Annotated in this window: 31 protein-coding genes; 18 read left to right on the top strand and 13 right to left on the bottom strand. The window is 58.6% G+C overall.

All coding sequences use genetic code 11. The annotated features are described in order from the left end of the window. From ACPYOJ_RS22375 to ACPYOJ_RS22350, 6 genes are all read right to left on the bottom strand, one after another. Nucleotides 1-340: hypothetical protein (locus tag ACPYOJ_RS22375; RefSeq protein ID WP_481418202.1), on the bottom strand; the 340-nt coding region annotated here is incomplete at its 3' end. A gap of 181 nt (nucleotides 341-521) precedes the next feature. Continuing rightward, the gene (locus ACPYOJ_RS22370) at nucleotides 522-797 is read right to left on the bottom strand and encodes a hypothetical protein (RefSeq protein WP_481418201.1); all 276 of its coding nucleotides are present in this window, start codon (nucleotides 795-797) and stop codon (nucleotides 522-524) included. Continuing rightward, nucleotides 794-1,156 carry a hypothetical protein gene (locus ACPYOJ_RS22365; RefSeq protein ID WP_481418200.1) on the bottom strand — a complete coding sequence of 121 codons (363 nt, stop codon included), beginning with the start codon at nucleotides 1,154-1,156 and terminating at the stop codon, nucleotides 794-796. Before ACPYOJ_RS22365 ends, ACPYOJ_RS22370 begins: the two co-directional genes overlap by 4 nt. Before the next feature lie 14 nt (nucleotides 1,157-1,170). Beyond that, complete coding sequence (locus ACPYOJ_RS22360; protein ID WP_481418199.1) at nucleotides 1,171-1,596, bottom strand: hypothetical protein; 426 nt, start codon at nucleotides 1,594-1,596, stop codon at nucleotides 1,171-1,173. 112 nt (nucleotides 1,597-1,708) lie between these two features. Further along, complete coding sequence (locus ACPYOJ_RS22355) at nucleotides 1,709-1,921, bottom strand: helix-turn-helix transcriptional regulator (RefSeq protein WP_481418198.1); 213 nt, start codon at nucleotides 1,919-1,921, stop codon at nucleotides 1,709-1,711. 339 nt (nucleotides 1,922-2,260) lie between these two features. Next, nucleotides 2,261-3,442, bottom strand: coding sequence for a tyrosine-type recombinase/integrase (locus ACPYOJ_RS22350; protein WP_481418197.1), 1,182 nt, complete (start codon nucleotides 3,440-3,442; stop codon nucleotides 2,261-2,263). Nucleotides 3,443-3,912: 470 nt separating this feature from the next. On the opposite strand from ACPYOJ_RS22350, the gene ACPYOJ_RS22345 reads away from it, so the two are divergent. From ACPYOJ_RS22345 to ACPYOJ_RS22335, 3 genes are all read left to right on the top strand, one after another. Then, nucleotides 3,913-4,440, top strand: a complete 528-nt coding sequence (locus ACPYOJ_RS22345) for a hypothetical protein (RefSeq protein WP_481418196.1) — start codon at nucleotides 3,913-3,915, stop codon at nucleotides 4,438-4,440. An 83-nt stretch (nucleotides 4,441-4,523) separates the two neighbouring features. Further along, entirely contained in the window at nucleotides 4,524-6,227 is a 1,704-nt protein-coding gene (locus tag ACPYOJ_RS22340) for a sensor histidine kinase (protein ID WP_481418195.1), read from the top strand. Nucleotides 6,228-6,235: 8 nt separating this feature from the next. Beyond that, entirely contained in the window at nucleotides 6,236-6,862 is a 627-nt protein-coding gene (locus tag ACPYOJ_RS22335; protein ID WP_481418194.1) for a response regulator, read from the top strand. Between the two features lie 39 nt (nucleotides 6,863-6,901). On the opposite strand, the gene ACPYOJ_RS22330 is transcribed toward ACPYOJ_RS22335, so the two are convergent. Beyond that, nucleotides 6,902-7,099 carry a hypothetical protein gene (locus ACPYOJ_RS22330; protein WP_481418193.1) on the bottom strand — a complete coding sequence of 66 codons (198 nt, stop codon included), beginning with the start codon at nucleotides 7,097-7,099 and terminating at the stop codon, nucleotides 6,902-6,904. A gap of 145 nt (nucleotides 7,100-7,244) precedes the next feature. On the opposite strand from ACPYOJ_RS22330, the gene ACPYOJ_RS22325 reads away from it, so the two are divergent. The 4 genes from ACPYOJ_RS22325 (at nucleotide 7,245) to ACPYOJ_RS22310 (ending at nucleotide 10,695) form a co-directional block, all read left to right on the top strand. Beyond that, nucleotides 7,245-7,487, top strand: coding sequence for a hypothetical protein (locus ACPYOJ_RS22325; protein WP_481418192.1), 243 nt, complete (start codon nucleotides 7,245-7,247; stop codon nucleotides 7,485-7,487). A 1,016-nt stretch (nucleotides 7,488-8,503) separates the two neighbouring features. Next, nucleotides 8,504-9,289: a DUF1796 family putative cysteine peptidase gene (locus tag ACPYOJ_RS22320; RefSeq protein ID WP_481418191.1), complete on the top strand. Its 786-nt coding sequence runs from the start codon at nucleotides 8,504-8,506 to the stop codon at nucleotides 9,287-9,289. Between the two features lie 132 nt (nucleotides 9,290-9,421). Then, nucleotides 9,422-9,931, top strand: coding sequence for a DUF1643 domain-containing protein (locus ACPYOJ_RS22315; RefSeq protein WP_481418190.1), 510 nt, complete (start codon nucleotides 9,422-9,424; stop codon nucleotides 9,929-9,931). A gap of 104 nt (nucleotides 9,932-10,035) precedes the next feature. Continuing rightward, nucleotides 10,036-10,695, top strand: coding sequence for an eCIS core domain-containing protein (locus ACPYOJ_RS22310; RefSeq protein ID WP_481418189.1), 660 nt, complete (start codon nucleotides 10,036-10,038; stop codon nucleotides 10,693-10,695). A gap of 38 nt (nucleotides 10,696-10,733) precedes the next feature. Here ACPYOJ_RS22310 and ACPYOJ_RS22305 read toward each other — a convergent pair whose 3' ends face one another. Continuing rightward, on the bottom strand, nucleotides 10,734-10,979 hold the full coding sequence (locus ACPYOJ_RS22305; protein WP_481418188.1) for a DUF982 domain-containing protein: 246 nt from the start codon (nucleotides 10,977-10,979) through the stop codon (nucleotides 10,734-10,736). A gap of 137 nt (nucleotides 10,980-11,116) precedes the next feature. Between ACPYOJ_RS22305 and ACPYOJ_RS22300 the strand changes: the two genes are divergently transcribed. Further along, nucleotides 11,117-11,263, top strand: coding sequence for a hypothetical protein (locus ACPYOJ_RS22300; protein ID WP_481418187.1), 147 nt, complete (start codon nucleotides 11,117-11,119; stop codon nucleotides 11,261-11,263). Between the two features lie 29 nt (nucleotides 11,264-11,292). Here the strand turns inward: ACPYOJ_RS22300 and ACPYOJ_RS22295 are convergent, their stop codons facing one another. After that, nucleotides 11,293-11,595, bottom strand: coding sequence for a DUF982 domain-containing protein (locus ACPYOJ_RS22295; protein ID WP_481418186.1), 303 nt, complete (start codon nucleotides 11,593-11,595; stop codon nucleotides 11,293-11,295). A 266-nt stretch (nucleotides 11,596-11,861) separates the two neighbouring features. On the opposite strand from ACPYOJ_RS22295, the gene ACPYOJ_RS22290 reads away from it, so the two are divergent. Next, nucleotides 11,862-12,161, top strand: coding sequence for a helix-turn-helix domain-containing protein (locus ACPYOJ_RS22290; protein WP_481418185.1), 300 nt, complete (start codon nucleotides 11,862-11,864; stop codon nucleotides 12,159-12,161). 17 nt (nucleotides 12,162-12,178) lie between these two features. Here ACPYOJ_RS22290 and ACPYOJ_RS22285 read toward each other — a convergent pair whose 3' ends face one another. The 3 genes from ACPYOJ_RS22285 to ACPYOJ_RS22275 all read right to left on the bottom strand — a co-directional run bounded on the left by ACPYOJ_RS22285 (nucleotide 12,179) and on the right by ACPYOJ_RS22275 (nucleotide 14,620). After that, nucleotides 12,179-12,637, bottom strand: coding sequence for a GNAT family N-acetyltransferase (locus ACPYOJ_RS22285; protein ID WP_481418184.1), 459 nt, complete (start codon nucleotides 12,635-12,637; stop codon nucleotides 12,179-12,181). Nucleotides 12,638-12,696: 59 nt separating this feature from the next. Beyond that, entirely contained in the window at nucleotides 12,697-13,605 is a 909-nt protein-coding gene (locus tag ACPYOJ_RS22280; protein ID WP_481418183.1) for a S1C family serine protease, read from the bottom strand. A 178-nt stretch (nucleotides 13,606-13,783) separates the two neighbouring features. Next, the gene (locus ACPYOJ_RS22275; protein WP_481418182.1) at nucleotides 13,784-14,620 is read right to left on the bottom strand and encodes an SDR family NAD(P)-dependent oxidoreductase; all 837 of its coding nucleotides are present in this window, start codon (nucleotides 14,618-14,620) and stop codon (nucleotides 13,784-13,786) included. 323 nt (nucleotides 14,621-14,943) lie between these two features. On the opposite strand from ACPYOJ_RS22275, the gene ACPYOJ_RS22270 reads away from it, so the two are divergent. The 5 genes from ACPYOJ_RS22270 to ACPYOJ_RS22250 all read left to right on the top strand — a co-directional run bounded on the left by ACPYOJ_RS22270 (nucleotide 14,944) and on the right by ACPYOJ_RS22250 (nucleotide 18,765). Next, nucleotides 14,944-15,984 carry a cysteine synthase A gene (locus tag ACPYOJ_RS22270; RefSeq protein ID WP_481418181.1) on the top strand — a complete coding sequence of 347 codons (1,041 nt, stop codon included), beginning with the start codon at nucleotides 14,944-14,946 and terminating at the stop codon, nucleotides 15,982-15,984. 6 nt (nucleotides 15,985-15,990) lie between these two features. After that, entirely contained in the window at nucleotides 15,991-16,728 is a 738-nt protein-coding gene (locus ACPYOJ_RS22265; RefSeq protein WP_481418180.1) for an alanyl-tRNA editing protein, read from the top strand. A gap of 21 nt (nucleotides 16,729-16,749) precedes the next feature. Further along, complete coding sequence (gene sseA / locus ACPYOJ_RS22260; RefSeq protein ID WP_481418179.1) at nucleotides 16,750-17,619, top strand: 3-mercaptopyruvate sulfurtransferase; 870 nt, start codon at nucleotides 16,750-16,752, stop codon at nucleotides 17,617-17,619. Nucleotides 17,620-17,627: 8 nt separating this feature from the next. Then, nucleotides 17,628-18,188, top strand: a complete 561-nt coding sequence (locus ACPYOJ_RS22255) for a GNAT family N-acetyltransferase (protein ID WP_168829417.1) — start codon at nucleotides 17,628-17,630, stop codon at nucleotides 18,186-18,188. Nucleotides 18,189-18,258: 70 nt separating this feature from the next. Then, complete coding sequence (locus ACPYOJ_RS22250) at nucleotides 18,259-18,765, top strand: DUF1203 domain-containing protein (protein ID WP_481418178.1); 507 nt, start codon at nucleotides 18,259-18,261, stop codon at nucleotides 18,763-18,765. 15 nt (nucleotides 18,766-18,780) lie between these two features. On the opposite strand, the gene ald is transcribed toward ACPYOJ_RS22250, so the two are convergent. Beyond that, a complete protein-coding gene (gene ald, locus ACPYOJ_RS22245; RefSeq protein ID WP_481418177.1) occupies nucleotides 18,781-19,899 on the bottom strand; it encodes an alanine dehydrogenase in 1,119 nt (372 codons plus the stop codon). A gap of 157 nt (nucleotides 19,900-20,056) precedes the next feature. Between ald and ACPYOJ_RS22240 the strand changes: the two genes are divergently transcribed. The 4 genes from ACPYOJ_RS22240 to ACPYOJ_RS22225 all read left to right on the top strand — a co-directional run bounded on the left by ACPYOJ_RS22240 (nucleotide 20,057) and on the right by ACPYOJ_RS22225 (nucleotide 23,976). Further along, entirely contained in the window at nucleotides 20,057-20,518 is a 462-nt protein-coding gene (locus ACPYOJ_RS22240; protein WP_168829414.1) for an Lrp/AsnC family transcriptional regulator, read from the top strand. Between the two features lie 72 nt (nucleotides 20,519-20,590). Continuing rightward, nucleotides 20,591-21,487 (top strand): DMT family transporter, encoded by an 897-nt coding sequence (locus ACPYOJ_RS22235; RefSeq protein ID WP_481418176.1) that lies wholly within the window; start codon nucleotides 20,591-20,593, stop codon nucleotides 21,485-21,487. Between the two features lie 79 nt (nucleotides 21,488-21,566). Next, on the top strand, nucleotides 21,567-21,899 hold the full coding sequence (locus ACPYOJ_RS22230) for a PilZ domain-containing protein (RefSeq protein ID WP_481418175.1): 333 nt from the start codon (nucleotides 21,567-21,569) through the stop codon (nucleotides 21,897-21,899). 88 nt (nucleotides 21,900-21,987) lie between these two features. Continuing rightward, nucleotides 21,988-23,976 (top strand): bifunctional 2',3'-cyclic-nucleotide 2'-phosphodiesterase/3'-nucleotidase, encoded by a 1,989-nt coding sequence (locus tag ACPYOJ_RS22225; protein WP_481418174.1) that lies wholly within the window; start codon nucleotides 21,988-21,990, stop codon nucleotides 23,974-23,976. Nucleotides 23,977-24,046: the final 70 nt, after the last annotated feature.

Raw genomic sequence — 24,046 nt, 5'->3', positions numbered from 1 at the left:
CGGTCGTGTTCGCTGCGATCTCGTGGAGCCGATACAAGGCAGGTTCACCGCGACCGCTAAGCCAACCACCCTTCCCATCAGGCTGTCTTTGGATAAAAGTCTTTGTGTCTGCCGGGTGCTCGTACCGCAACACCTCAAACAACACCTCGCCGTCGGCGGAGGTGTAGTCGTATGTCACCGCATGGTGATAACCCTTCGACAAAAGGTGGTAATCGCTGAACGGCTTCGGCGGATCGGCCCTGCGGACCAACTTGAGGTGCGTCGTCGACTCCGGCCGCTCACTCTTCTCGCCTGGGGTAAACTCAGGTTCGCCGCACTTGGCGAGCACCCAGTCCTTCATCGCGATGGGATCCTCACCGCTGAAGCAGTTAACAAGCATTCCGCGAGGGGCTGACGGGTCGATCAGGATCGAAATCTCAGCCGATCCCTTTTTGTGGCCTGGAGCGTGCACAGTAACTCGGTTGCCGCGGGCCTTGCCGCCCACTGCGCGAGCGACCGCCTCCGGGCTTAGATAAACAGGATCAGATTGCGTTTTTGGGAGTGTCATTGGCCGTAGGTGCCCCATCGTAAATGTGTGATGCCATCATGGTGATTTGCGCTGCTAGACGCGGGTCGAATGTGGCGGTTCGCCTGCTTCCTGCCTGGGCGGCGTAAACGATGCGGCGACCGTCAGGCGTTTCGAGCAGACGGAGGCCGAGGAGCCGGACGGTGTCGGAGAGCTCGAGATCGAACTCTGCAATCGTTCTGAGACCCCCGTTGCCACTTGCGACAACGGGGTCAAGATCAAGGATTCTCATTGCGTGGCCTCACGGTTGCCAGCGAACACCAAGGGAAACCAGTGAGGCTTGGCATATTTCCGCTTAATGCTTTTTGCGACGGGCATGTCGAGCATTCCGCCGTCGAAGGCGTATACTAGAGCGCTGGTAGGCGTCGCCACGATCTTGTTGGCAGCGACAAGCTGGGTCATCGCAGCGATCGCTGTTTTCGACATGTTGATCCAGATTGCGACCTTGTTATCCAGATTTCCCCAAACCTCGTCGCCAGTGAATCCTGGGATGTCGCGTGCGAGCTCCACCATGGAGACGCCAGAGCGCCTCCCCAGGTATTGGTAGATGCTTGTTTCGAGTTCGGACTGCTCAATGTTGGTCTTCGACATTATGTTCCTCCCTGTTATTGCGGCAATGCGTTCGTCAGCGGCCCAAAGTCGACAGATCCGCGCCCACGGTTGCGCGTCGCGAAATAGCGACCTTCGATCTCACTGCTGTCACCAAGAAGTTTCGTCACGCCGCAGGCCAGGAGGAACGCATCAAACCGCTTCGAACGTCTGCAATGGTCAAGGCCAACGAGAAATTCGTGGATGACTGCTTCGACGAGACATGGTCCAATCGGCTTCGCATAAATCTTTAATCGAGCAAGACTGTCAGCTTCCTCACTGATGTCCACGGCATCTACCCTCCATCCACTCCAGCCGCGGACTGCGGCCATGCGGTTGCCAGCGGCGCGCTCGACCCGAGCGACATCGTCTGCGGTTTCGACAATCGTAAAGGCCAGAACTTCGGCCAGAGACGGGCCGTTGATTTCGGTAGAAATGCGCAAAAGTCCTCCTTCGCCGGCGCTCGGCCGGTCGGCAAATCGTTGATGGTGATGTTGATGATTACTCAGGTATTAAGTGAGAAATTCCGGATTCCGCCAAGGGGCGTCTAAAACTTTAGGCGGCCCTGGCAGCGATTTTATCTTCGATCCACGCGATAACTTCCGCGCGCACAAAAGCGACACGCCGGTCCCCTAGCGGAACCGCGGGGACAAACCGCCCTTCGGCGCGATATCGATTCACCATCGTTCGTGACAAGCTCGTCATTCTGCAAACATCATTGAGTGAGATCAGTTGAGGGGTATTGTCGTTACTGGCAGACGGAATCATGGTGTCTCCTCTTCATCGCCGATGACAGAGTCCCGGCGTCCGGTTGATCGATAGATTTGAGAAGGATCGGTGACCGAGACGCTGTGCTCGGGTTGATCGTTGATCGACGCCGAAGCGCCGCGTTCCTCGGGAACGCTGCCGGCAGCGAAGCTGCGGTTTCACCCGTAAGGGCTGAACCAGATCGTTCCGGTTCTCATGCGGGCACCACCCCGCGAAATCAGGCGGCCACCACGTCCGCTTGACTATGATGAATATGATGTAAACTTACAATTTTGTCAAAATAGATATTTATCTCAGGTTGCAATATATCGCTTGACGCGTTTGAAAGTTAACACCCGTTTACAGTTGTCCGCAGTATTGCGCCCACTCCTCCATGAGCTTGCGGCGCCTCTCCAAAGCATCGCTGCGAGCATACGAACGCTCGACCTGGTCGCCAACGGCATGCGCAAGAGCCGCTTCAGCAATCTCGCGCGGGGCGTGGGAAACTTCAGTTGCCCAGTCGCGGAAAGAGCTTCTGAAGCCATGAACCGTGACGTCCTTGCCGCCGGCTGCCTTCAGTGCTTTGGCTAGGCTGGCGTCCGAGAGCGGCTTCTTGTCGCGAACGCCAGGAAACACGTATTCGTTGACAGACTGCCGCTTCATTTCCTCAAGAAGATTGATGACCTTAGGGACCAATGGCACACGGTGTTCCTTGCCGCTCTTCATCCTGAGTGGTGGAATCGTCCAAATCTTAGTCTTGAAGTCGATTTCCGACCAAACAGCACCGCGGACCTCGCCAGAACGGCAAGCGGTAAGGATGCACAACTCAAGTGCCCTCGCCGATACACCACTCAAATCTGCTAGCGCTTTCATAAAGGCCGGCGCTTCTGCGTACGGCATTGCGGCGTGGTGTGACGTGGCGGTAAGTTCGTTCGGCTTGTGGAGAACGTGCTCCAAGGCACCTTTCCACGTGGCCGGATTTTCTCCAGAACGGTGGCCTTCCACCTTGGCAGCGTCCAGCACCCGTTCGATCGCTTCGCGCAGTTTTTCTGCAGTTTCCTGTCGGGTGCCCCACAGCGGGCTTAGCACGCTGATCACGTCTTTGGTCTTAATGCTGGCAAGCGTCTTGCTGCGGATCGGCCTTGCGTGGTTTTCGAGTAGGTTTCGCCAGCGAGCCTCGGTCTTGGCGCCGCGCCACCGGCCCGCTTTCACAGCAGCATCGACAAAGGAGTCAGCGTACTGTCCAAACGTCATCGCCCGTGGGATTTCAGCCTGCTCTTCATTGCGGGCTACGATTGGATCTACACCGCGGCGGACAAGAGCCCTCGCCAGTTCCGCCTTCTCCCGCGCGTCAGCAAGCCCGACCGTGTGCAGCGGCCCGATTCCCATCTCTCTGCGCAAGCCGGCGAACGTGTATTGAAAAATCCAGTACCTTCCGCCACCTTTTGTGACGAGCCACAGGCCTCCGCCGTCACGCAGTTTGGCGGCCTTGCTTGCCGCAATAGACTTAACGGTCAAAGCGTTCCGAGTATGGCTCCCCATATATCTTCCCCACTTTCTCCCCACTTTTGGGTGCTGTGCTATAGATAAGCGTCTTGGATGAAATGGACAATGGTTTATAGTGAAATCAACATCTTAAATCACTCCTAGTTGTCACTATGGAGCAATATGGACGTTAAAAATTATCCGGCCCGGGGAGCCAGTTTCAAAGGCCTGCATTGAAAGATGCGGGCCTTTTCCGTCTTAATCAACTATCTGGCCGGCGGCGGACGATCTTCAAAACATGTGGCGCGTAAGCGAGCGCCCTTGCGGCGGTAAGAGCATCTGCTCGCGGCAAGTCGCCTCCCGCGAACGAAGGTCCCATGGGCCCGGTTTTAAAGCCCAGCCCCCCCGAGTAAGTGAGAAAGGCCGTTTTCTATATAATCCTCTAGATTCCGGTCGGATCAATCAAATGCTATCGGGATAGTCCTTGGTCCCGTGCCTTAGGGAGCATGGCTCGCATTGAGGGGTCCATGGAAATTCGGAAGCCGTTTACGGTAAGAGAACTGCGAAACGCAGACCGCGGCCATCTCGTAAAGATCAGCAGCGGCTATGCCGATCATGATGACCTAGCATTCATCTATGAGACCGACCCAAAGTTTGCGCACGTCATCGTCCTCAAGACGACTTCAGTGAGCGGGCATGTACCCTACGCAGATAAGTTCCCAAATCATTGCCTCTGCGTGGACTACGGGGATAGCTGGGTTATCGAGCCGATCGAGGACACCAGGAGTTCGACTGTGTACTCTCCCAACGAGTTCGGCGCCTTGGTGTTTGCGCCTGAGCGGATAATTTTGACTTTGGGGATGCTCAAACAAGGTGTGCAATTTGAGCCTCGTTTGTTTGATCTATCGACTTTTGCACTCACTCGGGAAAGACCTAATGAGGCATATATCGTGAAGGCCTGGAAGCTGTGGGTGAACGACGAAAGTAGACGCGAGAGCGAAGCCACGCCACTTCTATTCTTCCAGGCGACGACTTTACCACATTGCTCTCGCTAGATTGTTTTCTAGGGATTCGCGTGTACTCAAAAAAGAATTCGCATATGCTAAAATAACCTTCAACAATTCGGGGGGAGTTGCGCATGGCGAGCCTGGATTGCGGCCGGGAAGCAGGAGTTGCTCCCGCCGGATCGAACAACATGATAAAGCGGCTAGCTCGATCAGCGGGAGATTGGCTGCTGGGCGTGGAGCCCGAGCGTCTCATCGGCATTGGGCGGCTGGTTACCGCGACTTTTGCAATCCTCGCCATCTATCTTGATCCTACCCGGCCGGTCTCACTCCATGAATCAAGAGTTATATTAAGCCTTTATATTCTTTTCTCAGTGCTGCTGGTCATCTTTCCGATCCGCAAGGCATTGGACAACATCAGCCTTGTCCATATTTTCATTCACGTTATTGATGTTGTGATCCTCGTCTGGCTGACGCTCCTGACGGATGAACTCACCAGTCCCTTCTTCGCAGTTCTACCGTTCGTTCTCCTCGCGATGACGATGCGCTGGGGCCTGAAGGGAGCGGCATTCGGTGCGTCCATTCTGCTGGTCGTCCAATTGATCGTCGGCCTGCCCGATTTAAGGGATGGCGAGTCCGAGCTTAACCTGTTCATCATGCGGTCGACCTACTTCGTCTTCTCCGCCGTCATCCTCGGCTATTTCGGTGCCTACCGGGAACGCAGCCGTCAGCGATTGGCTAAGCTCGCTGAATGGCCGTTTGATGCCATTGCCAATGACCGTCTCTCTTGGCTCGGGCTCTTGTTCCGGCACGCGTCTCGCGTCCTTGACGGCTCCCGCTTGTTCGTCGTCTGGCGCGACCAGGAAGATGACGCAGGCTGCGTCGCTTACTGGGCAGCCGATTGTTTGAAGCTTGTCGACATTCAAAACGCGGATTTCTGGCGCCGCCACGATCTCCAGCGGCCGCGCAATGAAGACGATGCGGCAGCGTCGCCAAGGGCCGACGAGGAATTGACCGATTTGATCGCCGACCTGCCTGAATTCGCAGGAGTGGCAGGCGAGCCTATTCGGCGGATTTCTGCTGCGTCCTTTTCCAGCGTTCGCTACCGCGGACGTGTTTTCGTCATCAATTCTCCCGGCCGGCCTGACGAAGGGAGCGCGCTGACGCAGATCATTGCGACACGCTTGGGGTCTGAATTGGAGCGTCTCGCGCTGATACAACAAACAACTGAAGCCGCCCGCTCGGAGGAGCGTGTGCGCCTAGCTTGCGACCTGCACGACAGCGTGCTGCAGGATCTCACTGCCGCACGGCTAAAGCTTAAGCTTGCCGGTGAGGCTGCAGGAAACGACTGGAAACGCCAACTCGATGACGTGAGCTCGCTGATCCTCGAACAGCAGCGGCGCGTCCGCCAATTCGTCGAGAACAATCGCGCCGTCGGCAGCCCGGCCATTATCTCCCTTGAGCACACGCTGACAGGCTTCGCCGGGCTGCTGTCACAGCAATGGAATTGTCAAATCGAGGTTTCGATTAGGCCGCTCGAGTTGGCTGTACCCACATGGATGGTTCACGAAATCAAACAGCTTATGTCAGAGGCGGCCGCAAACGCGGTATGCCACGGGCACGCGACACAGCTCCGCATGTCGATCAGTCAGACCGACTTCGGCCTACAGGTCGAATTCATTGACGACGGATTGGGAATGCCCAGCGGTACGACGCATCCAAGACCTTCATCGCTCTCGGCGCGCGTCGGCAAGCTTGGAGGGGATCTGACGGTTTACCGCACCACGCCCGGCATCAGAATTCAGATTGATTTACCGAGAATTACGGAGGCCCTTTGATCTACTCCGTGGTTCTTGCCGACGACCATCCTTTGCTCCTTGGTGGGCTCCAGCAAATTCTGCTGAGTGCCCCAGATTTCAAGGTGGTGGGTATGGCCGCCAACGGAGCGGACGCACTCACGCTCATTCGCGACCTCAAGCCCAATATCGCGCTGCTTGACGTGTCGATGCCACGGACAAGCGGACTCGAGGTGTTGCGGGCATTGAAGGAAGACCGGCTTCGATTGAAGGTAGTCTTTCTCACGGCAACGATGAGTGGCGCCCAGATCGCCGATGCGATATCGATAGGGGCGTGGGGGATTTTGCTGAAGGAATACGCGCCCGAAGCGCTGCTCGACTGCCTGCGTCATGTCGCAAGTGACAAGAAATGGCTGCCTGCAGAACTTATAGCCAAGGCCAACGAGACACCCGATGTTGCGGACTTGAGAAAATTCGAGCTCCTAACCGCTCGTGAGCGGGAGATAGCCGCTCTGATATGCGGTGGACTATCGAACCGAACGATTGCTCAAAAGCTAGGGGCCTCCGAGGGAACGATCGGAATCCATCTCCACAACGTCTACCGCAAGCTGGAGATCAGCAACCGGACAACGCTCGCGGCGTTACACGTCCAATACATGGCCTCGCGCGGTGGGTGACAGCAGTCAGGCTTCGCGGAGCCCACTTGGCGCCATGCTTCAGGTGAGCCTCGGCGCGCCGCCGGGCTGGCGCTTATTTTCCTTGTCATGCGCGATGGAGGCCAACGCCCAGATATTTTTCCTGGAGAACCAGACTAAAGTCCGTTTCGGCTCGGGCTTCAGTCCGATTTCCACCGACTCAATAATAATCCATGCTCTGATCGATCTGAGGCGCAGACGTTCTGCATCCTGCGGCAAAGGTTAAGGGCTTTCCTTACCCGCCTTCTGGAAAGCCCTTTTTTGCACATGGATGCTGGCCAGGCGTTCTCCGCCTCCAGTCGGAAAACGGGAACCTCGCGCCCCGTAGTCAGTTTCTCTTTGATCCAATCAAGGGAGAAGCGACATGCCCAACGATCTCGACGCCGGCTTCACTGGCACGCCGACTGAACCAGCGACCGGCGCCCGGAAGGTAGCGCAGACTGCCGCCGGCGCGCTCAGGCGTGAAACAAGCGCTGTGGCGGCAGGAGCAGCAGATCATCCTCATACTGCCACGAGCCTCGTACTCGGGATTGGAGCCATGGCCTTTGCGCTCGGCTACTTGATGGGGAAGTCATCAGCGGAAAGAGACTACCGCTACTGGTGGTAAGCCGCCATCCACGATGGCGTCCATTGTTAGATCTGTCACCGGTGTTCGTCATTTGCGTTTCAGTGATTGCTGCAACCAACCTCGGTGCGGCGCGTTCCTTCACGTAGGAAATCTGAGGAACCCATCAATGAAAACAATCCTTTCCGTTTCGGCCGTCGCCTTGGCATTGTCCACCGGCGCAAGCTTCGCCCAGCAACCCAGCGATGCGGTGCCTCCGCCGCGGGCAACACAACGGCGGCGCCCGAATCCAATCCGCCGGCGCCGCAAGCAAGTCCCTCAGATGAGGGCCGCCCGCGCGCTGATTGGCGCAGGGGACGGGGTGATCGCCGGCTGCCGCCGCCATCAAAGGCCGCGCATTTCTACATCCAGGATGGCGACGTCAAAATCGACATCAAGTGCGCCGATGACGAACCGACAAAGGTTTGCGCCGACCTCCTCTTGCAGATGCTGGACAGATTGGAAGGGTCGTCATTATCTCGAGGTGATCGCGACCGCGATCGTGGTCGTGATGGCGATGGCGATGGTTACCGGTAGGGTGTCAGGTATGCCCACGGCGTCAGCAAATATCCTCGGAATGACGCGTCTGAACTTAAATCCGGAAAGGCACCGACTGGTGAGGTTGAGGCTGCGTCATCTAAGCTCAAATCTCAGGCCCACTCCCTGCTTCGGCTTATAGCGCCACCGGTTGCTCGTTCGCGAAGTGCAAGACGACAGATAGATCGGCTACCAACTGAGCCATTTGGACGTCAGGCTAGGCCCGATACTACCCGACCGCCTCATCGATCCAAGCGGCTAAAGAAAAAGTGCCTATCCCAGTTCTTGGAGGCATGAAGCCAAAGCGCGCGGTCTCCATCGCAAGAGCCGCGCCCATGCGCGATAAGATGCGCAAATTCTTGATTGTCAGGCGAAGGGAAATGTCCGAGCCCAAGTTAAGGGGACCACACCGCCTACCCTGAAAAGTCGAGCCTCCACCAGGTCGGCTCATATGATATAAAAGGTAGCGGGAGGGAAATATTATGGGGCATCAGTATATTTCGCTCGGCGCAGCATGCAACGCCGCGATGATGATCAAAAAGCTGGGCCTGAAAAAGGCATCCTACCCGTTTGATTGGCTCTTTAATCTTGATAGCGGTCTCGCATCCGTTACCGAGATGATCCAGGATGACTTTCAGAAGGTCTGCGCACCTGACTCCTATATGCCCGGAAACCATTCGAAGATTACAACTGAAGTTGTCGCCTACCGCGATTATCCGACCGTCCTGCATATCCACACCAATCCGATGTCGACGACCAGCAAACATGATGAGCTGGTCCGGCGATTTGACCGCTTTCGCTGTGCCCTGAGATCAAGAGATAAGCTGCACTTCGTCTACTACCGCAATCTCGCCGCCTCCCGGCTGACCGATCCGTCCGCCACGGCGCAGCAGGTGCTAAGTCAGCTAATCGACGAGGCAGGCGGGTTCCTCGACACCATATCTGCGCGGCGCGGAGGCGACACGTCTCTGCTTCTTGTTCTGGAAACCAACATTGAGGACATCGTGCCGGCTTCGATCGCGCTGGCGTCAGCGACAGTGCCGGATAGCCGCATCAGAATCGGGCACGCTATCTCACGCTACGATGACAATCCTGAGCTCAACGATGTCTGGAAACGTCAATGGACCGATCTGCTGCTGAACCAGACGGAAATGCCCCTACACCTTACGGCCCGCGCTCTAGCCAAGATCTATCTCAGGCGGCTAAAGAGCTTCATCAAGGGCGACCGCCTGCCTTCCATTTCTTTGCCCTCGCCGCTCACCCATTGAGCGAGCGTTCGGCGAATTCGGAGATTCTTCGAACGACTAGAGGAAAGCGTTGCTGCATGGATCGTTCAACGGTCTGAATATGCAAGCGGAACCCGCACCATCGAAAAAACGAGCGCATCGGGGAGCCGGCATATGAGGGACCTTTTCACGCAAGGCTCGGCGGCCATCTCCGATTGCAGCCTCTACCGCTGGCGGCTCGACCGGATCCTCGGCAGCACCGGCCTGGTCTTCGCCTACTTCGGCGTGAACGGATCAACGGCCGACGGCGAAGAAGACGATCAGACGGTCATGAAGTGGAGCGGCTTCACGGTGCGCAATGGCGGCTCCCGATACATCGTCGGCAACGCCTTCGGCCTGCGCGCCCGCAACGTCCAAAAGCTCGCCGCGGCGGCAGACCCGATCGGCCCTCTCAACGATGCCTATCTTGCTGATATCATTGCCGAGGCTGACGTTCTGGTGCCCTGCTGGGGCAGCCGATTCAAGCTTCCGCGCAGGCTACGGCCTCGCCTGGACGACATGAAAGCGATGATCTTTGCTGCCAGAAAGCCGGTCAAGGCGTTCGGCTTCACCGACGCAGGCGACCCTCTCCACCCATTGATGCTCGCATATGCGACGCCTCTCATCGACTGGAGCGCCGAATAGCCAATTCGGAAAGCATCACGAGGCAGGCGATCATTAGAGCGCGGCTGTTTTTGCTTTCCTCGAGGCATGCGTTCGGTCTATCTAATATTCAGAGGGCCACGTTCATGGAACTTCTCCTGACGCTCGTCATGGCATTCAGCTTGGTTCACGGCGGTGCGGCACCGGATTTACAGAAGCGCGTGTCTGATCCGAGCGGAAGCCAGTCGCCAGTGAGGCCCTCGGCAAACGCCGAGGCTCCCCGCCTGCCCACCCTCCGGCAAATTCTTTCAGTGTACTCGACCAGCTTGAGCGGCAATCCCATGCGGGAGAGCAAAAATACGCTTCGCGTCGTCAGTCAGACGGGGAGGAATTTTGCGGCCGTGTTAGTTGGACCGATGCTCGCCCAATGGATCACCGAGTCTCGCGATGCTTCTCGCAGTTCTCGCACGTCTGGTATTCCTCGCCGGGTTCGCGTGGCGCTCGGATCGGCGTATCCCTCCTATGTCTACGATCGAGTCCGATACAAGATCGGGGAGCGAGGAGAATGGAATATCGCCAAATTGGCGCTCGGCAACGGCGCGCATGCCGTCACCTTGTCCGACACCGTCATTTTCGCCAATCAAGAAGGCGCCCGCAGCTTAGCGCTATGGGCGCATGAACTAAAGCATGTCCAGCAGTACAAGGAATGGGGCGTTCAGGGATTCGCCGAGCGATACATCTACAATTATATCAGCGTGGAGGCGGAAGCATACGCAGCCGGAGACAGGTTCGCCAAAGCCGACTGACGCGTCCCAGGGACGAGCGCCAAGACTTCGATGGCGTCTCACACGACATATTGCAGGTGCGCCTCGCTGGCGGCAATCAGGAATTTCTTGCGAACGTCCTCGGGCGTCGCCACGTCATTGAACGCGTCAAGGCAAGTGACTTCGGCCCGATAGAGCGCCGGCGCTTCCTTCAAGGGCCATTCGGTCACCATGAGCCGATAGGCATCGGCGACCGTTGCCACCACGCGAAAGCGGTCTCCTACTTTGATGTTCACCGGCTGGAAGGCTCGATCATCGACTTGCATGACGAAATACTCCGACGAATCACGCGACTCAACGAATCAGCGGGCGAGTCGTTCCGGCTGCCGCGGAACCATCGCCGGTACAAGGAACAAATCATGGGCGCTCGCTGTTGTATCCGCGAGATCAAGGGGGTTTAGCCATGACCGCCAACGGAGAGCGCCTAGCATTCATATTTTACATCGCCGCCATCATCACGGCGGGTTGCGTCATCGTCATCGGAGCGTTGCTGGCTCCAAAGCCTGACTATGCCGACAGACGACCGGCACAGATCGATCAGAGCCAATGACCGTAGAACCGAGCAAGTATCCGGGAGAACTACGCCCTGGTAGCGGTTTTCGGCGGCACTTCGGTGCGTGAGGCGACGCCCCTCCCGACAGCGGGCATCCCCGCCTCAAGGCAAGCCGCGATAAAGGCTTCGCGCGCCACTTCCGCGGGAACTGCCCGGCTGATCGCTCCACGGCATTTGTCGATTGCTCGATCATATCGCTCGCCATGACGCAAAGGCCATTCGTTTTCGAGAAAATCCAGGGCGTCGAAGGCGGTATGAAATGTCCGTTCAAGTCCGCATTGCAGGTGGATTGCGACTGGAACTCGCCAAGGGACGTCATTGATAAACATGATCACTCCTCCTTTCGCGATATACCAATGCATATTCAAAAATATCGGGTGCGTCGAATTGGGTTCAAGAGGTAGAGGCCGCCCTCTTTTCGAGTGATCGCCTTAGTTGCAGCCACTCTTTTTAGGTAGGCTTTCAACTCTCCTCTTTCGCGTGCGATATGGAACCGGTGCAGCCAGGTTGCGTTTGTCGTATCGTAATGCGGCATCAAATGCCGACCACCGACCACCAATTTGCGCAGGTACATATGAGGGGGATACAGGTCAAAATGGCGCGTGCCGCTCTGGGCTGGGGCGTGCCTGATCTTGCCGCCAGATCAGGCATCGCCGCCACGACATTAGATCGTGTTGAGAACGGCATCGATATGGAGCAATCGACGATGGATGCGATCCAGGCTGCTCTGGAAGCTGCCGGCATCGCCTTCCTGGATGGCGATTACTCCGGCTCGGGCGGTCCGGGTGTGCGGCTGGCACGGCCGCTAGGCTCGTCCCTCGACACCGACGAAGCTCAAACGATCCAGTACCGGGAGGTTTTCGAGAACGATGCGCCGCCCGGCGCCGGTGGCTGAACGGAAGAGAACAGCTATCAGATTTTCAAGCGCATTTCCTTGGCCAGTTCGAAGCCGACGGAGCGATAGACGGGCTCGCCGGGGTCCGAGGCGTGAATGACAACGGTGGTACAACCGATCGACTTCAGATAGTCGACAGCTGCCGCTGTCAGCGCGCGAGCGATACCCTTGCGGCGAAAGGCGTCGTCGACGTAGACGGACCATATATAGCCATGCAACCGATGCTGCGGGGCTATCACCTCGGGAAACGGCGACTGATGGAGCTGGCAGGAAGAGGAGCCGGCAATCGCGCCATCGGCGACAGCCAGAAAGGATCTCAGCCGGCGTTGCGCGCGTCCCTCCTCCATGAAGGTTTCGATCCGAGACATTGCATCGCGCCGATAATGATCCTCGGGCGTACCATAGCTCTCCCATATCCGCAGATAGTGGCCCGCAACGATAGCATCTTCATCGGGTGTGGCGGCGCGAATTTCCATAGCCTACCTCGCAAGCGCTCGCTCTTGTTGCCGCGGTCTCCGCTGGATTGGTGCTGATGTCATTGCAGGTGCGGCTTGCGGAGAAAGCTGTTGCGATCGGCCGACTTGACGCGCAGCCATGCTTCGCGGCCGTTGCGCAAGACCCGCATCGGGATCTCGGCGCCGGCAGGACCGCTCTTCCACACCTTGCGGTAAAAATCGGCGAGCCCCTCAACTTCCCCATCCCGCACCTCCGAGATGATGTCGCCCTGGCGCAAGCCGGCTTCAGCGGCCGGACCTCCCTCGGCAACACTCATGACGACCACATCGCCATTGCTCTCGGCGGAAAAAGCCCCAAGCCAGGGCCGGGGCGGTTTGTTGACACGGCCCCGGTTCAGCAGATCGTCGAGGATAGGTGGCAACAGGTCAATCGGCACCGCCATGTTGATATCCGCGACCTCTCCGCCATGGCTCATTTGCAGGCGAAGCGAGCCAATGCCCAGGAGTTTGCCGTCTGCATCGACGAGGGCCGCACCTCCCCATGAGGGATGAGCCGGCGTGGTGAAGATGGCCTCGTCGAGCAAATACTCCCAATAGCCGGCGAATTCCTGCTTGGCGACGATGTTCGCCTGCACGAACTGGCCAATACCATCGGCAAGGACCACCGGATCGCCGATGTTAGCTTTGGAAGCGTTACCGAAATCCAGCGCCGGGAGGTCAAGCGGCGCAAGCGCCTGCACCAGGCCGAAGCCGCTTTCCTGATCATAGGCGAGCGCATGAGCAGGAACGATATGCCCGTCGTTGCGGGTCAGCCAAACCTCTTCAGACTCGGTAATCAGATACCCAATCGTCAGCACCAGCCCGTTTTCCCGGATGACCACACCGCTACCCTCCCGTCGGGTGCCGAGTGTCGTTGCCGTGAAGGCATCTTCCGGAATTATGGAGCGCACGGCCACGATCGACCGTATGACGGTGTTGATACTACTCATGTTTAGACCTCTATGAGGCGGGCATTGGACGCATATATAGGTATGACGCTGCGCGCCAGACGCAAGGCTCCAGCGCCTCGAATTTCTGGATTGGTCCGCAGCAAAATATCGGCAGGAATGCGCCAGAGAAGATGCAAGGCATAGGCAGGAACGATTCGCCTGCTGCTCGAGCCATTCACTACTCCGCGGGATGCGGTGTCGCCGGATGGTGACCGGACGAAGATAGCGGACGGTTGCGCCACCCCGTCCAGCGGTTCACCAGCCGGAAATAGAGGCCGTAAGGCATTAGCTGAAGAAGCTTCAGCATCAGGATGAAGCGCTTCGGAAAATTGACCTCGAAGCGACCGGATTTGAGGCCCGCCGCAATCTGCTCCGCGGCTTTCTCGGGTGAAACCAGCGACGGCATCGGAAATCGGTTCTTGGCAGCCAACGAGCTCTCGGTGAAGCCGTGGCAAATGATCTGGATGCGGATGCCCATCTTGTCGAGATCAAATTTCAGGCTTTCGGCCATGTTGATCAGCGCCGCCTCGGCCGCCCCATAGGCCGCACCGGTCGGCAGGCCCCCGTAACCGGCAGCGGAGGAGACGATGGCGATCTGCCCCTGCCCCTTGGCCTTCATATGCCGGACGGCCGGCAGAAGGCAGTTGACGACACCGGAGAGATTGACGGCAAAGCTCTTCTCGAAATCCGCGCGGTGCATCTCCTCCGCATGAACAGGCACGTAAACGCCCGTGTTGAAGACCGCCAACGCGAGCGCGCCGTATTCGTATTCGATCGAGGCGAGCACATGCTCCATATCTTCGGGATCGGTCACGTCACCATCGAGAACGATGATGCTGCCCGAAAGACCGCTTGCCTCGGCCTGTAGTTCGGCGAGGCTTTCATGGTTGCGGGCGGTCACCGCGACTTTGTACCCCTCGCCCGCCAGTTTCAGCGCCAGCGCGTGGCCGATTCCTGTACTCGCGCCGGAAATCCAAGCTACTCCATGTTCGGGCTGGGCGATGAAAGTGCGCATGGTAGACTTCCTCAAGAACGGCATAATACCCCGCTGACCTTCGGTTAGCTTCTTTACCATACCATTGTGGCTGCTTTCGGCCGGTTAGATCGCCGATGATCAGGCGATGGCTTTCGGTAAGCTGAATAGGCGCTCCGAGAGCGGCCGCCGCGCGGGCGGCAATCCGTGGGTCACCGGGCTGGAAACGGCGCGAGGCGCGATGTATGGCGGGAAGTCTAATTTTGCCCCGGCAGACGGAGGCATGGAATAGCATTTCTTGCCAACCCAGCCTTGTGAAGGGAAAAGACCGTTCCTAAACTACAGGTTCCACAGAGGCAGATTCCATGACCGTCCATCCATCCGTTATCGAGGCGATCGGCAACACTCCGCTCATCAAGCTGAAGGGAGCTTCCGAGGCGACCGGCTGCACCATCCTCGGCAAGGCGGAGTTTCTCAATCCCGGCCAGTCGGTGAAGGATCGCGCCGCGCTCTACATTATCCGCGATGCCGAGAAAAAGGGGCTGCTGAAACCGGGCGGCGTCATCGTCGAAGGCACTGCCGGCAACACCGGCATCGGGCTGACTGTCGTCGCCAAGGCGCTCGGCTATCGCACCGTCATCGTCATTCCGGAGACGCAGAGCCAGGAGAAGAAGGACGCGCTGAAGCTGCTCGGCGCCGAACTCGTCGAAGTGCCCGCCGTACCGTACAGGAATCCCAACAACTACGTGAAGGTCTCCGGCCGCCTGGCTGAGCAGCTGGCCAAGACCGACCCGAACGGTGCCATATGGGCAAACCAGTTCGACAATGTCGCGAACCGCCAGGCGCATATCGAAACGACGGCCAAGGAGATCTGGGACGACACGAATGGCAAGGTCGACGGTTTCGTCTCGGCCGTCGGCTCAGGCGGCACATTGGCTGGCGTTGCCGCCGGTCTCAAGGCGTTCAACAAGGACGTCAAGATTGCCATTGCCGATCCTGAAGGCGCCGCCCTCTACGAGTTCTACAAGAACGGCGAACTGAAGTCCTCGGGCTCCTCGATCACCGAAGGCATCGGCCAGGGCCGTATCACCGCCAATCTCGAAGGTTTCACGCCGGACTTTGCCTATCAGGTTTCGGACGCAGAAGCGCTGCCCTACATCTTCGATCTCGTGGAACACGAGGGGCTTTGCCTCGGCGGTTCGACGGGGATCAATATTGCCGGCGCGGTACGGCTTGCAAAGGATCTCGGACCGGGTCACACCGTCGTGACGATTCTCTGCGACTACGGCAACCGCTACCAGTCGAAGCTTTTCAATCCCGATTTCCTGACGTCGAAGGGCCTGCCCATTCCGGCATGGCTGACGTCGTCCCAGGATATAAAGATACCTTACGAACCAACAGCGTGAGACCCCATGCCAGTCAATGCCCTCTATCGTGACGACTTCTATCTTTCGACATGCGAGGCGGTCGTAACCGCCATTCACGAGGACGGGGGCATCGAGCTGGACCAGACCTGCTTCTATGCTGCGTCGGGCGGCCAGCCGGGCGATACCGGCTTCCTCGAGCGCTCCGACGGTTCGAAGATCGAACTCGCGCCGACAAAGCATGGGGCAAGCAAGGACATCGTCATCCACGTTCCCGCGGAAGCCCAAGCGCAGCCGGCAGTCGGCGAAAAGCTTGTGCTCCATGTCGACTGGCCGCGCCGATACAGGCTGATGCGCATGCATACGGCCTGCCACCTGCTTTCCGTGGTCTGTTCCTATCCGATCACCGGTGCGGCCGTCGGCGAGGAGGAGAGCCGCATCGATTTCGACATGAGCGAGACGATCGACAAGGACGAGGTGACGGCGAAGATGATGGAACTCGTCGGCCAGAACCACCCGGTCTATATCCAGTGGATCACGGACGAGGAGCTGGCTGCGAATCCCGGCATCGTGAAATCGAAGAATGTACGCCCGCCGATTGGACTCGGACGGGTCAGCCTCGTCTGCATCGGCGAAAACTCGGCGATTGACAGCCAGCCCTGCGGCGGCACACATGTGTCGGAAACGCAGGAAGTCGGCCAGATTCACATCGCAAAGATAGAGAAGAAGGGCAAGGAAAACCGGCGCTTCCGCATTCGCTTCGGCGTGCCCGGCAACGAAGCCTAGACGATCAGGGGAGAGACAAGAATGAGCGAAGAGAAGAGCCGTTTCGTCGTTTCGGCCGACTGGTTGCAGGGCGAGCTCGGAAAGGCCGACCTGCGCGTGCTGGACGCCTCCTTTTATCTCCCGGCGCAGAATCGCGACGCCGACGCCGAATATGCAAGCGGCCATATTCCGGGCGCGATCCGCTTTGACCAGGACAAGATCGCCGATCACTCGACCGGCCTTCCGCATACCATCCCCTCGCCGGAATATTTCGCCGAGGAAGTCGGCAAGATGGGTATTAGTGAGACGGATCGCATCGTCGTCTACGATGGCATCGGCATGTTCGCCTCGCCTCGCGTCTGGTGGCTTTTCCGGGTGATGGGCGCGAAGAACGTCTTCGTTCTCGACGGCGGCCTCGACGGCTGGAAGGCGGAGGGCCGTCCGCTGGAGACGGACGTTCCGACGTACGAGCCGGCGACCTTCAACACGAACTATGCCGCAAGCCGCGTCGTGACGCTCGACACCATGCGCGACATCGTTTCCAGCGCAGCACTGCAGATTGCCGACGCCCGCAGCGCCGGCCGTTTTGCAGGCACCGAGCCTGAACCACGCGCCGGCATGCGTTCCGGCCATATGCCCGGCGCCCGTAGCCTGCCTTCAGGCGTCTTCGCCACCAAGGGCCGGTTCAAGTCGCTGCCGGAACTGAAGGAGACGATCGAGGATGCGGGAATAGACCTATCGAAGCCGGTCGTCACCTCCTGCGGCTCGGGCATTACGGCCGCAATCATCACGCTGGCGCTGGAATCGCTCGGTCATACCGACAACAAGCTCTACGATGGCTCTTGGAGCGAATGGGGCAGCCGCGGCGACACGCCGGTGGTGACCGGCCCGCCCGGTCCGGCCAAGGCCTGAGACCCTCCATGGCCAGACCTGCTTCCTCGCTCACGGCTCATATTACCCGGCTGGAAATGACCTCGCCGCCGAAGGCGAGCCTGCCGGTACCGGTCAATATTCAGACCGCGATCATGCGCACGCCAGATATTCCCCTGCCCTTTTACCGGCATCTTTACCGCCAGGTCGGCGCCCGCTGGCAATGGGTCGACCGGCTGAGGATGAGCGATGAAAAGCTGGCGGCAACCCTGCACGACAAGCGCAACAATATCAGCGTGCTTTACGTTAACGGGGCGCCTGCCGGCTTCTACGAATATTTCTGCGAGGACGAGGATACGATCGAGCTCTGTCATTTCGGCCTGATCGAGCACGCGCTTGGCCTCGGTATCGGCAAGTGGTTCCTGCTGCAGGCACTCTATGCGATCTGGACGCTGAACCCGACGCGCGTCACGACAACGACGAACAACCTCGACCATCCTCGCGCGCTGCAGCTCTACCAGATGTTCGGCTTCTCTCCCGTCTCGACCGGCACCGGCATCGTGCGGCCGCTCAGCGACAAGGAATTGCTGGAGCTCGCAAAGAAGAGCTAGCCTGGCAGGAATCGGGTGGTTTCAGCGCCTTTGGAAGCGCATTCATGGCAGTCAAAGAAGGAGACCTGCCATGACCGACATCCGTTTTTCCGCCATGCCGACCGCCGACGCCGAAAACCTTTGGAACGGCGGTACGGACGCCTATGGTTTCCCGCCAGAGACGATGGTGTCTGATGGCCCCGGCCATCCCTGCCGCCATTGCCTGAGGAATATCGATGCTGGCGAGGAATTGCTGGTCTTCGCCTACCGGCCGTTTCCCGAGCTTCAGCCCTATGCTGAAACCGGTCCTGTCTTCCTCCACAAGGAACGCTGCGAGCGCTATGCCGCCGAAGAGGTCCTGCCGCCGGTTCTGACGAGCCCGGATTTCATCGTACGCGGCTACAATGCCGAAAATCGCATCGTCTACGGCACGGGCGCGGTGACGCTGACACCCGATATCCGCTCCTACGCCGCCAAACTCCTTGACCGTCCGGAGATCGCCTACGTGCATGTCCGCTCGGCGCGCAACAATTGCTTCCAGTGTCGGATCGACAAGGAAAAGGCGCCGGCTTTCAGCGAAACCGGCGCCCTCATCTAACGTATGGTGATGGAGTTACGCTACGTTCAGCAGGCTTTCCGGTGCGTAGGCCTCATAGCCCAGCGCATCGGCAACCGGCTTGTTGGTGATGCGGCCCTCGTGAACGTTGAGGCCATTGCGCAAATGCTTGTCCTCGGCGATGGCTCGCATGCCGCGGTCGGCGAGCGTCAGGCCATAGCCGATCGTAGCATTGTTGAGCGCCTGCGCTGACGTGACCGGCACGGCGCCCGGCATGTTGGCAACGCAATAGTGAACAACGCCGTCGACCTCATAGGTCGGCTCTGAATGCGTTGTCGCATGCGAGGTCTCGAAGCAGCCGCCCTGATCGATCGCGACATCGACGATGACGGAACCCTTCTTCATGCCGGACAGCATTTCGCGGGTGACGAGCTTCGGCGCGGCGGCACCCGGGATCAGTACGGCGCCGATGACGAGATCGGCGGAGAAGACCTCCTCCTCCAGTGCCTGAATGCCGGAATAGCGCGTATGGACGCGGCCATTGAAGATGTCGTCGAGTTGGCGCAGACGCGGCAACGACTTGTCGAGAATGCTGACATCGGCGCCAAGCCCCGCCGCCATTCTTGCCGCATGCAAACCGACGACGCCGCCGCCGATGACCGCCACCTTGGCCGGGAGCACGCCCGGCACGCCGCCGAGCAAAATGCCGAGGCCGCCGTTGGCTTTTTGAAGCGCCGTGGCGCCGGCTTGGATCGACAGGCGGCCCGCGACTTCCGACATCGGCGCAAGCAGCGGCAGGCCGCCACGTTCGTCGGTGACCGTTTCGTAAGCGACAGCCGTGACGCCGGAGGCGAGAAGGCCCTTCGTCTGCTCCGGATCGGGCGCGAGGTGGAGATAGGTATAGAGAATCTGGCCTTCACGAAGCTGCGCCCATTCGGAGGGCTGCGGCTCCTTGACCTTCACGATCATGTCGCACTTTTCGAAGATGTCCTTGGCCGAGGCGGCGATCTTCGCGCCAGCGGCACTATAGGCGGCATCGTCCGCGCCGATTCCGGCGCCTGCCTTTGTCTCGACCCAGACCTCGTGGCCATGGGCAACATATTCACGAACCGAAGCGGGTGTCAGGCCGACACGATATTCATGATTCTTGATTTCCTTCGGGCAACCGACACGCATTGAGCGTTCCTCTCCTTCTATGTCCGCTTGGGCGGAGCGTTATCAATGGACAAATCAAAACACCGAACGAACAAAATGTCCTTGCAAAGAGTATTTGCAGCGGGGCCCGTTTTCGAAGATTATTGCGTCAGTCGCTTATTTTCCGAAGGTTTTTCGAATGCAGGAACTCGATGCTATCGATCGTGCGATTCTCAAGGCGCTCCAAGCAAGCGCCCGGATCAGCAATGCCGACCTTGCGGCGAAAGTGGGCCTCTCGGCCTCTGCCTGCTCCAGACGCCTCGACATCCTCGAGAAAAGCGGCGTCATCGCCGGCTACCATGCGCGCCTTTCGCACAAGGCGCTCGAATACAAGATGATCGCCATCGTACATATCTCGCTGTCCGGCCAGTTCGCAAAGACGCTTGCGGAGTTCGAGGCGGCGGTGAAGCGCTGCCCGAACGTGCTCGTCTGCTATCTGATGTCGGGGGAATATGACTATATTCTGCGCGTTGCGGCCCGCGATCTCGAAGACTATGAGCGCATCCATCGCGACTGGCTCTCGGCCCTGCCACACGTCGTGAAGATCAATTCCAGCTTCGCGCTTCGGGAAATTATCGATAGGCCGAATGTCGGCCTTTAAGGCCTTGCAATGCAGTTGGAAACCTGACCTAGGTTCGATCGAACGCGGGCCGTTCCCGCCTCACGGCAAGACATGAAATCCAAGACCCAAGGCTATATTTTCGTCCTTCTGGCGATCACCATCTTTTCCCTGCAAGATGGCATCTCAAAGCATCTGGCGAGCGTCTACCCTCCCGTTCTCGTGACGATGATCCGCTATTGGGCCTTTGCGCTTTTCACGATTCTGCTCGCTTCCAGAATGCGTGGCGGGTTCAAGGCGACAGCACGCACAAAACGGCCCATTCTGCAGGTCTTCCGCGGCGTGGTGCTTGCCGCGCAGGTCGTGGTGGCGATCAGCAGTTTCGCAACCGTCGGCCTCGCCCATTCGCAGGCAATCTTTGCCGGAACACCCATTCTGATCGCCCTGCTCTCCATGCCACTGCTCGGTGAACGCGTCGGTTGGCGCCGCTGGACGGCAATCTGTGCGGGGCTCGCAGGCGTGCTTCTGATCTTGAAGCCGGAAAGCGGCTTCCTCGATCCGAAGCTGTTGCTTCCTATCTTCGGCTGCTTTCTTTTCGCCTTCTACGTCCTCGCCACCCGCCTCGTCAGCCGCGATGATTCCGCCATGACCAGCTTTTTCTACACCGGCGTCGCCGGCGGCATTACGATGACGCTCATCGGGCCTTTCTATTGGACCGGGATGTCAGCCGGCGACTGGGGGTGGATGGCGCTTCTCTGCATGACCGGCATCTCCAGCCATTACTTCCTGATCCGCGCCTATGACATGCTCGATGCCTCAGCCGTTCAGCCGCTCACCTATCTGCAGCTTGTCTATGCCTGCATCATCGGCGTTACGATCTATAGCGAAACACTGACATTCAACATGATCGTGGGCTCGGTGATCGTCGTCGCAGCCGGCATTTTCACGATCTGGCGCGAGCACGTGGTCGCCCGCCGCGCGCGGAATCAGAAGATCGAAGCCAGCTCATAGTTTAGCAATTGCTGTAAAAACATTTTCAATCTTTTCGCGATAACCTAGGCTATAAATTTCAATTGGGAGCAGCAGCATCATGCGAAATTTGAATATCATTACCCGTAAGGCTGAACGAAAATATTGCCGCGTGTTCGGGAAGGTCCGCTACCTCAACAAGGAAGTGGACGCCCGTATCATTGACATGTCTGTCACCGGCATGGCGGTCGAAATCAGATCGCCGATCCATGCGGCATCCGGCAGCCGCGTACAGATCCTAGCGGAGGACCTGGGAACGCTCCATGGCATCATCCGCTGGACCCACAATGGCCGCCTTGGGATCCAGTTCGATCCGAACTCCAACGCCCAGGCGCAGGTCGCCTCCTATTTCCGGTTCTTCCACAAGGACGTGAAGCCGGTCCTGACGCGCTAAATCCCTGTTATTTTCAGGGTTTACTCCTTTGGAAATCGCCCTAGTCTCGCCTCAGCGCAGCTGATGCCTGGTTTTCAAAGGAGTTCCCATGGCTTCCGTACTCGAACTGCCGCCGATTAGCCGGCGTTCACTGCTTGGCGGCATTGCCGCAACTTCGGCGCTCGTTCTCCTCCACCCTTTCACGGCGCGGGCAGCCGCCAATCAGGCGCATCTGCGGCTCATGGAAACGACGGATATTCACGTCAACGTCTTTCCCTACGACTATTATGCCGACAAGCCGAACGACACGATGGGTCTGGCGCGCACGGCGACGATCATCGATTCGATCCGTGGCGAAGCGGCAAACTCGCTGCTGATCGACAATGGCGACGTGCTGCAGGGCAATCCGATGGGCGACTACATGGCCTATCAGCACGGCATGAAGGACGGCGACGTCCACCCCATCATCAAGGCGATGAACACGCTCGGCTATACGGTCGGCACGCTTGGGAACCACGAGTTCAACTACGGCCTCGATTTCATGTTCAAGGTGCTTGGCGGCGCGAATTTCCCGTTCGTCTGCGCCAACCTCACCAAGGGTCAGCTTGCCTCCGATCCGACGAAGGACGATCTGTTCTTCAAACCGTACGTGATCGTTGAAAAGCAGATCAAGGATGGCGCAGGCAACGAGAGCCCGGTCAAGATCGGCTTCATCGGCTTCGTGCCGCCGCAGATCATGCTCTGGGATATCAAGAACCTTGAAGGCAAGGCGCAGACCCGCGACATCGTTGAGGCCGCGAAAGCCTGGGTTCCTGTCATGAAGGAGGAGGGCGCGGATATCGTCATCGCGCTTTCCCACTCCGGCATCGACGGCGCGGCACCATCCGAGAAAATGGAAAACGCCTCGCTCTACCTGGCTGCCGTCGATGGCATCGACGCGATCTTCACCGGCCACCAGCATCTGGTCTTCCCCGGCCCGAAGACCTGGGACGGCATTGCCAATGCCGATCCCGTCAAGGGCACGCTGCACGGCAAGCCGACAGTCATGGCAGGCTTCTGGGGCTCGCATCTCGGCCTCATCGACCTGCTTCTGGAAAAGGACGGCAAGAGCTGGAAGATCGCCGACTTCACCGCCGAGGCGCGCCCCATCTATCATCGCGACGAGAACAAGAAGATCGTCGCCGATGTCGCCGATAAGAAGGAAGTGATCGCGGCCGCCAACACCGAGCACGAGGCGACGCTCGCCTATGTCCGCACGCCGGTCGGCAAGACGTCGGCACCGCTCTACTCCTATTTCGCGCTGGTTGCCGACGATCCGTCGGTCCAGATCGTCAGCCAGGCGCAGACCTGGTACATCAAGCAGATGCTTGTTGACACAGAGTTCAAGGCTCTTCCGGTGCTTTCGGCGGCCGCTCCTTTCAAGGCAGGCGGCCGGGGCGGTGCCGATTACTACACCGATGTTCCTGCCGGCGACGTGGCGATCAAGAATGTTGCCGACCTCTATCTCTATCCGAACACCGTCCAGGCGGTTGTCGTGACCGGCGAACAGGTGAAAAACTGGCTGGAAATGTCTGCCGGCATGTTCAAAGAGATCAAGCCGGGCGCCAAGGACGCGGCGCTGCTCAACAATGATTTCCCGTCCTACAACTTCGATGTCATCGATGGCGTGACTTACCAGATCGACCTGTCGCAGCCGCGCAAGTACGACAATGACGGCAAGCCGATCAACGAAAACTCGAACCGCATCCAAAATCTGCAGTTCGACGGAAAACCGATCGATTCCGCGCAGAAATTCGTTGTCGTGACCAACAACTATCGCGCCGGCGGTGGCGGCAAGTTCCCGGAGATCGCCTCAGACAAGGTCGTCTTCCAGGCGCCGGATACCAACCGCGACGTCATCGTCCGCTTCATCCACGACCAGGGCACCATCAACCCCTCGGCCGACGGCAACTGGACCTTCAAACCGCTAGCCGGAACAACCGCCGTTTTCGAAAGCGGACCGAGGGCCAAGCAGTTTCTGGCGGACGTCAAGGGCGCGAAGATCGAGGAAGCCGGCGAAGGAAGCGACGGCTTTTCGAAATTCCGGCTGGTACTCTAGAGCGGTTCAGCTTTTCACGGAATCACGGAACCGCTCTATCTCTTTGTTTTCACGCAATTCCGGACGGAAA

The sequence above is a fragment of the Rhizobium sp. SVR5-9E genome, from assembly GCF_056755095.1.
This window is presented reverse-complemented; position numbering and strand designations above follow the sequence as displayed.